This is a genomic window from Acinetobacter sp. YH12218, from assembly GCF_013417925.1.
GTDB lineage: Bacteria > Pseudomonadota > Gammaproteobacteria > Pseudomonadales > Moraxellaceae > Acinetobacter > Acinetobacter amyesii.
In genome coordinates this window covers 1-8,128 of sequence record NZ_VPDB01000099.1, presented here as the reverse complement: position 1 = coordinate 8,128, position 8,128 = coordinate 1, and the positions used below count along the sequence as shown (strand labels likewise).

The window sequence follows — 8,128 nt, the reverse complement described above, 5'->3', positions numbered from 1 at the left end:
ACCGACAGGGGCAAATATCACTCAAGGTTCGGCACAAATCAGCCAAAATAATAATAGCCTAAATATCAACCAAAACAGCCAAAACCTCTCTACCAACTGGAACAGCTTTAACATTGGTAAAGATGCCGCAGTGAATTTTAACCAACCGAATCAATCTTCGATTGCGGTCAATCGGGTGCTGGACAATAACGCCAGTCAAATCATGGGTAAACTGAATGCCAACGGACAGCTATTTTTACTCAATCCAAACGGGGTGATTTTCTCCAAAACTGCTCAGGTCAATGTCGGTGGTATTGTTGCTTCAAGTTTAAATCTATCCGACAGCGATATTGCACAGGGCAAATTCACCCTTAAAAATAATGGTACTGCTGGCAATGTGGAAAATTACGGTTCAATCATTGCCCATGGCGGTGTGGTGGCGTTGATTGCCCCAACGGTCAAAAATCACGGCACGATTCAAGCCAATAATGGTGTGGTGCATTTAACCGCAGCCGATCAAGTGACTTTACAGCTGCAAGATGGCAGTTTAGTCGAATATCAAATCGACATGGGTACGTTACAGGGTTTGGTGGAAAATGGTGGAGCGATTCAAGCCGATAATGGTGCTGTTTATCTGACTGCCCAAGCCAAAAATAGCCTAAGCCAAGCGGTGGTGAATCATACAGGGATTATCGAAGCCAACCGTTTAAGCAAAAACGCCAAAGGTGAAATTATCCTACTGGCTGATATGCAGCACGGCACAACTACCGTGAGTGGAACGCTGAAAGCCGAAGGGAAGAACGGACAAGATGGCGGCTTTATCGAAACCTCTGCCGCCAATGTACAGATTCAAGACAGTACAAAAGTCTCGACACTTTCGGATAGTGGTAAAACAGGTGAATGGTTGATTGACCCCTTTAATGTAACGATTTCTAACCAAGCACAAGCTGGCAATAATAATGTAGCCAACACATTCACCCCAAGCCAAAATGACAGCATTATCAATGTAGGTACATTAAACAGTGCTTTAGCGAGTAATAATATTACCGTAACCACCGCAGGGGCAGGCACACAGGCAGGCAATATCAATGTCAACGCCGATGTAACGTGGTCTGCCAATACAGCACTGACACTACGTGCGGATAACGACATTCATATCAATGCCAATATCACAGCGACAGGCAATACTGGCAAATTAAACCTACAATATGGGCAAACCACCAGCAATAGCAACGCCAGCTATTACCTAAACAATGGTGCAAAAGTAAATCTAAAAGCAGGGCAAAACTTTAGTACTCAAAAAGGTGCAAACGCACCGATAAATTATACTGTGATTACCGACTTAGGTGCAGCAGGTTCGACCACAGGTACAGATTTACAAGGGATTAATGGCGGCTTAACTGGCAACTATGTCTTGGGTGCGGATATAAATGCAGCGGCAACATCGGGTTGGAATGCTGGGCAAGGCTTTAGTCCGATTGGTAATAATTCAAATAGATTTACAGGGAAATTCGATGGCTTAAATCATACGATTTCGAATCTATATATTAACCGACCATCACAGAGTTATATTGGCTTATTTGGTGCTACCAGTGCTGCAAATATTCAAAATGTCGGGGTAATGGGTGGTTCGATAACAGGAAGTGGAGCTGTCGGTGGTTTGGTGGGGGGGAATGATAATAACGCTACGATTCGCTCTAGTTATTCGACTGCCCAAGTGACAAGTAAGACATCTTTTGCTGGCGGTCTAACAGGTGTGAACGAGCATGGTGCTCGTATCGAAAATAGCTATGCCACAGGTGATGTTACTGCACAAGGTGCAAATAGTTGGGCAGGTGGTTTATCGGGTAATAATTTTGGTAATTCTACGATATTAAATAGCTATGCCACAGGTAAGGTGACAGGTGTTGATAGTGCGGGTGGGCTTTCAGGTAATAATAATAGTTCTACAGTAGAAAACAGCTATGCAACAGGTCAAGTGAGCATTAGTACTGGAACTCGGCAAGGTGGGCTAGTTGGTTGGACTGGTGGGACGATTAACAATAGCTATTGGAATAAAGACACCACAGGTCAAAGTGCTGCGGTGGGCAACGCAACGGGTACACTGACGCATGTGCAAGGCTTAACCACTGTTCAAATGTTTGACAAAGCCAACTTTGCAGGTTTTGATTTTAACACTGTTTGGAACAATGCCGATAACCAAACCACACCGTATTTTAAAAACCATGTTGGTTTAAATAGCGTCTTTAATAAAAATGATAGCACTAATGCACTATATAATGTCATTCAAAACATTCATCACTTGCAAGGTGTAAATAACAACCTTGGCGGTAAATATGTATTAGGTAATCATATTGAAGCTGTAGATACAGTAAATTGGAATGCTGGGCAAGGTTTTAACCCGATTGGTAACTCTTTAAATAGATTTACAGGGAAATTCGATGGTTTAAATCACACCATTTCGAATCTATATATTAATCGTCCATCACAGAATTATATTGGCTTATTTGGTATGACTAATGCCGCAAGTATTCAAAATGTGGGGGTAATGGGTGGCTCGATTATAGGAAATGAGGCTGTCGGTGGCTTGGTGGGGGAGAATTATAACAACGCTACAATTCGCTCTAGTTATTCGACTGCCCAAGTGATAGCAAAGTCTTTTGCTGGCGGTCTAACAGGTGTGAACCAGTCTGGTTCTCGTATCGAAAATAGCTATGCCACAGGTGATGTCACGGCACAAGGTACATATAGTCAGGGAGGAGGTACATATAGTCAGGCAGGTGGCTTATCGGGAAATAATTATGGTAATTCTACGATATTAAATAGCTATGCCACAGGTAAGGTGACAGGTGTTGATATTGCAGGTGGGCTTTTAGGTAATAATAATAGTTCTACAGTAGAAAACAGCTATGCAACAGGTCAAGTGAGTATTAGTACAGGAACTCGGCAAGGTGGGCTAGTCGGTCGGGTTGGTGGGACGATTAAGAATAGCTACTATGACAAAACCAGTACAGGTCAAGCCAATGCAGTAGGAGATGGTACAGGTACAGTCACTGCGACAGACATCACCATTGCCAACCGTTATAGCCGCAATGGCTATAGCAATCTTGGGACATGGTCGCTATTGGCAGGGACAACCAATGTCTATGTCGCCAAAGATGCAAGCAATCAAAATCAATGGGTAATGATAGAGGGGCAAACCCGACCATTTTTATGGAGCGAATATAGTACCAACATTAACAACCTGCACCAGTTGCAGCTCATGGCGGTGGATTTAACTAAAAATTACACAGTACATCATAATATAGATGCCACAGCGACCAATGGTGTAAATACCAGTGATATGTGGAGTACGGCAGGCTTTGACCCGATTGGTATTTCTTCAAATAGATTTACAGGGAAATTCGATGGTTTAAATCATACGATTTCCAATTTAAATATTAACCGTCCACTCCAAGAGTTTGTCGGCTTATTTGGTGCAACCAACAATGCAACCATTCAAAATATCGGCTTAATACAGGCAAATATTAAAGGCTATAATAGAGTTGGTGCACTTATAGGCTGGGCAAATTCTACAAACACGAGTAATGCGTTTAGTACAGGTCAAGTGAAAGGTTATCAGAGCGTTGGTGGTTTAGTTGGAGTTAATCATAATCAGTCAAATATTCTATCGAGCTATTCCAATGCCCAAGTTACAGCGACAGACAATTTTGCAGGTGGACTGTCAGGAGGCAATCAATTCGACTCTCGGATTGAAAACAGCTATGCAACTGGGGCAGTCCAAGCACAAAGTTCTAATAGTCAAGCAGGTGGTTTATCGGGAAATAATTCTAGTAACTCGGTAATTAAAAACAGCTATGCCACAGGAGCAGTGTCAGGTATAGATGCTGTGGGTGGGCTGCTAGGTAATAATAATTCAAGCACTGTAGAAAACAGTTATGCTACGGGTCAAGTAAGCATTAGTACAGGAACTCAGCAAGGTGGGCTAGTCGGTCGGACTGGTGGAACAATCAAAAATAGTTATTGGAATAAGGATACCACAGGACAAGGTGCTGCAGTGGGCAACGCAACGGGTACACTGACGCAAGTGCAAGGCTTAACCACCGCTCAAATGAAACAAGGGGCGAGTTTTGTCGGTTTCAATATAGATGGGCAAGGCGGTACAGGCAAAGTCTGGCGTATCTATGAGGGCAATACTGCACCGTTATTACGCTCATTCTTAACACAAGCAACACTAGGCACAGTCGCCAATCAAAGTAAAACCTATAATGGTCAAATGCAGAGTGTAGATTTAAGTGGTGTATCGCTGGCAGGTTTGGATAGTAGTAAAATCTTTGCAGGACAAAGCAGCTCTAAAAATGTTGGAACGTATAATAATGTCGGTTATTATTCCAATCAACAGGGTTATGATTTTATCGGTGGAAATGCGAGTTTAACCATCAATAAAGCCGACCTTGCAATTACAGGCTTGAGTGCAGGCAATAAAGTCTATAATGGCAATACGCTAGCAGATTTGTTCGGTACTGCCTCGGTTTCGCCATTGGGCAGTGATGCGGTGGTTTTAAGTGGAACAGGGATAGCAAACTTTGCCAATAAAAATGTGGGTACGAACAAAGCAGTGACAGTGACAGGTTTCACGCTAAGCGGAGCAGATGCAGGCAATTATAATCTGGTACAGCCGACAGGCTTAAAGGCGAATATTACCCCAGCCACTTTAAACGCAACATTGACAGCGCAGAACAAGATTTACGATGGTAATAACTCGGCAAGCGTAAGCTATGGCGATGACCGTATCGGTCAGGATGCTTTAACCATCACGGGAACAGCGACGTTTAATGATAAAAATGCAGCGACGGGTAAAACCGTAACGGCTAATAATCTTGCATTAACTGGAACAGATGCAGGTAACTATGAGCTTGCATCGACAACAGCGACCACACAAGCGAATATAGATAAAGCGACTTTAACTGCAACGTTAAATGCCCAGAACAAGATTTACGATGGTAATAACTCGGCAAGCGTGAGCTATGGCGATGACCGTATTGGTCAGGATGTTTTAGTTGTCAGTGGAACAGCGACATTTAGTGATAAAAACGCAGGTAATGGTAAAACTGTAACGGCTAATAATCTTGCATTAACTGGAACAGATGCAGGTAACTATGAGCTTGCATCGACAACAGCGACCACACAAGCGAATATAGATAAAGCGACTTTAACTGCAACGTTAAATGCCCAGAACAAGATTTACGATGGTAATAACTCGGCAAGCGTGAGCTATGGCGATGACCGTATTGGTCAGGATGTTTTAGTTGTCAGTGGAACAGCGACATTTAGTGATAAAAACGCAGGTAATGGTAAAACTGTAACGGCTAATAATCTTGCATTAACTGGAACAGATGCAGGCAACTATGAGCTTGCATCGACAACAGCGACCACCCAAGCAGATATAGATAAAGCGACTTTAACAGCTACCATCACCGCCCAGAACAAGATTTATGACGGTAATAACTCGGCAAGCGTAAGCTATGGCGATGACCGTATTGGTCAGGATGTTTTAGTTGTCAGTGGAACAGCGACGTTTAATGATAAAAATGCAGCGACGGGTAAAACCGTAACGGCTAATAATCTTGCATTAACTGGAACAGATGCAGGCAACTATGAGCTTGCATCGACAACAGCGACCACCCAAGCAGATATAGATAAAGCGACTTTAACCGCTACCATCACCGCCCAGAACAAGATTTATGACGGTAATAACTCGGCAAGCGTAAGCTATGGCGACGACCGAATCGGTCAGGATGTTTTAGTTGTCAGTGGCACAGCGACGTTTAGTGATAAAAACGCAGGTAATGGTAAAACTGTTACTGCCACTGGACTGACTTTAACAGGTGCAGATGCAGGTAACTATGTATTGGCATCAACCACAGTAACCGATACAGCGGATATTCATAAAGCCCAAGCAACCGTGATTGCCGATAGTAAAACCACTGTCTATAACGGACAAGACCAAACAGTCAATGGCTTTAGCGTGACAGGCCTGGTGAACGGTGAAGAACAATCGGTACTGACCCATGTCCGTGCAACTGTGACAGCCAAAGAAGTGGGTACTTATGCCAACAAAGCCACAGGAATGGATGGTAACTATGAGCTACGCTTTGTCGATGGTGTACTTGAGATTCAGGCAAGCCCTATCGAACCTAAACCACCAGTGCCGCAGCCTGAACCAGAACAGCCGAAGCCGCCAGTGCCACAGCCTGAGCCAGAACAGCCACCTGTCACGCCGAGCTATTATCCGACTTGGGCGAACCCATACCAGCGTGCAATTCGTACACAGCCACTACAACAACCAAAAACCTTTGACATCGTTGAAATCGAAATAGAAGGCAATGGTATCAATATGGATAACATTCAGACACTGGGGAACAACTAATCATGTATGCACTGCAAAAAACCATATTGGCAACAGCCATCAGCCTAACCAGCATCACCACATGGGCAGATGTTGTGCCCAATGCAGGACAATTACTGCAACAGCAGCAAATGATACCGTATCAACCGCAAAGCCCTGTACAGATTGAGTCCACAGCGAACCCAGCACAGACATTGGCAGGTGGTGAACAGGTACAGGTACAACATATTGCAATCACAGGCAATCAAAGCATTGCCACAGAAAAATTGCATTCCCTTGTTGTCGATAGTGAAGGTAAAAGTCTAACCTTGCATGAGCTACAACAACTGACCGCAAAGCTGACAGCGTATTATCAACAGCAGGGCTATCCCTATAGCCGTGCTTACTTGCCTGCCCAAAACCTAAGTCAAGGGGTGGTAACCATTGCTGTATTAGAAGCACGTTATGATGGCATCAGCTATAACAATCAAAGCCGTACTCGAAATGCATTGATCGATGCCACACTGCAACCATTACAAGCAGGTCAAGTCATCACATCACAAGCACTTGAACAACAAATTAAATTACTGAATCGTTTAGATGGTGTACAGAGTCGTAATATTTTAAGTGCAGGACAAAGCACAGGGACGAGTCAGCTGAATGTAGATATCGTACCAACCGCAGCAATGACCGGTTATGTTGGTTTAGACAATTACGGCAATGAATATACCCGAGAGGTTCGTTTCAATGCGGGCGCTGCTGTACATAATCCTTTTGGTCTTGGTGATAAGCTCAGTGTAGATGCCATGACATCAGGCAAAATGCATTATGGGCGTGTAGGCTATGAAGCAACAATCAATGGGATGGGGAGTCGGCTAGGGGCAAGTTACTCTGACTTAATTTATGAGCTTGGTAAAGAATACAAAGCCCTCGATGCCGAAGGTAAAGCCCAACAAGCCAGTATTTGGTTAAATCAACCAGTCCTCTTGAGTAATCGTAGTGAAGTGCTACTGAATGCACAATATGATTACAAACAGCTTGAAGATGATATAGGCGTTGCCAATGTTTATCGCCATCGTGATGTGCATGTCGGTCGGTTATCCGTCCAAGCTGCACAGTATGATAACTTTGCAGGAGGTGGCTTAAATCAATTGAATATCTCAAACGACTTTGGCCAAGTGAAATATCAAAATGCTGCAGCAAAAAAAGCGGATCAAGCGACTGCACAAACACAGGGTAGTTTTTATCGTGCTCATCTAAACCTATCACGATTACAAAATCTCGGTCTCTCTGCAACGCAGTTATATACAGGCATTCAAGCACAATATAGTCCTGATAATTTGGATAGCAGTGAACAGTTCAGTATGGGCGGGGCTTATACCGTTGCAGGTTATCAAAACAGCGTCTTAAGTGGCTCAAGTGGCTATTATGCTGTGGCAGAGCTCAGACAAGGTCTGTTGAATACAGCACAGCATCATTTGATGTTGAAAGTTTATGTAGACAGTGCAGAAGTGAAAAAACAAGCTCAGCGTTGGGCTGGTTTAACAGGAGATAATCGAGAGCGAATCAGCAGTGCAGGCTTAGGAATGGATTGGTCGGACAACAAGCGATTCCAAGTCCAAAGCAAGGTTGGCTTTCCGATCGGTGCAACACCGACCAGCATAGATAAAAAACATGATGCAGAAGGTTGGTTAAGTATGATGATGCGGTTCTAAAATAGATCAAAGTAGAGCTTGTCAATTAAACTGTGCAATTCTGATG

Annotated in this window: 2 protein-coding genes; both read left to right on the top strand. The window is 43.6% G+C overall.

The window, feature by feature from the left end:
* Positions 1 to 6,409, top strand: a 6,409-nt coding sequence (locus FTV03_RS16350; RefSeq protein WP_180042232.1) for a YDG domain-containing protein, incomplete at its 5' end; no start/stop codon positions are given.
* Positions 6,410 to 6,411: 2 nt separating this feature from the next.
* Positions 6,412 to 8,082 carry a ShlB/FhaC/HecB family hemolysin secretion/activation protein gene (locus FTV03_RS16345; protein ID WP_180042230.1) on the top strand — a complete coding sequence of 557 codons (1,671 nt, stop codon included), beginning with the start codon at positions 6,412 to 6,414 and terminating at the stop codon, positions 8,080 to 8,082.
* The last annotated feature ends 46 nt before the right edge of the window (positions 8,083 to 8,128 follow it).